The sequence below is a fragment of the Shimia litoralis genome, from assembly GCF_005518135.1.
Classification (GTDB): domain Bacteria; phylum Pseudomonadota; class Alphaproteobacteria; order Rhodobacterales; family Rhodobacteraceae; genus Shimia_E; species Shimia_E litoralis.
Map to the genome: position 1 here is coordinate 1 of NZ_SULI01000074.1, position 584 is coordinate 584.

General features: G+C 57.4%; 1 pseudogene. It reads left to right on the plus strand.

Annotation, left to right across the window (positions count from 1 at the left end):
* Positions 1-584: pseudogene (locus FAP39_RS17395) on the plus strand (IS3-like element ISRosp1 family transposase); the annotation flags it as partial.

The following is a 584-nucleotide window of genomic DNA, read 5'->3' on the forward strand; positions in this document are numbered from 1 at the left end:
GAGATTTAGGTTTGTCGAAGAACACAGGGGCAGCTTTCCAGCCGCCCGGTTGTGCGAGGTCGTCGGTGTCAGCGCACGCGGGTTACGCGCATTCCGCAGTCGCCCAGCCAGTCGTAGGCAGCGATCTGATCTGGTCACGCTGGCTCATATCAAAGAGCAGTCGCGGCTTAGTTTGGGGAGCTATGGCCGCCCACGAATGACCGAAGAGTTGAAGGAGATCGGTTTGAACGTGGGCCACCGTCGTGTTGGCAGGTTGATGCGCCAGAACGGGATATCTGTTGTCAGAACACGCAAACACAAGGTCACGACAGACAGTGACCACAAGTTCAATATCGCGCCGAACTTGCTGGATCGAAACTTCTCAGCTGACCTGCCAAATCAAAAGTGGGCGGGGGATATCAGCTATGTCTGGACCCGCGAAGGCTGGCTGTATCTGGCCGTGATCCTCGATCTGCATTCAAGGCGTGTTATCGGCTGGGCCGTGAGCAATCGGATGAAACGCGACTTGGCGATCCGGGCGTTGAATATGGCCATCGCGTTCCGGCAGCCGCCCAAAGGCTGCATCCATCATACGGATCGCGGGT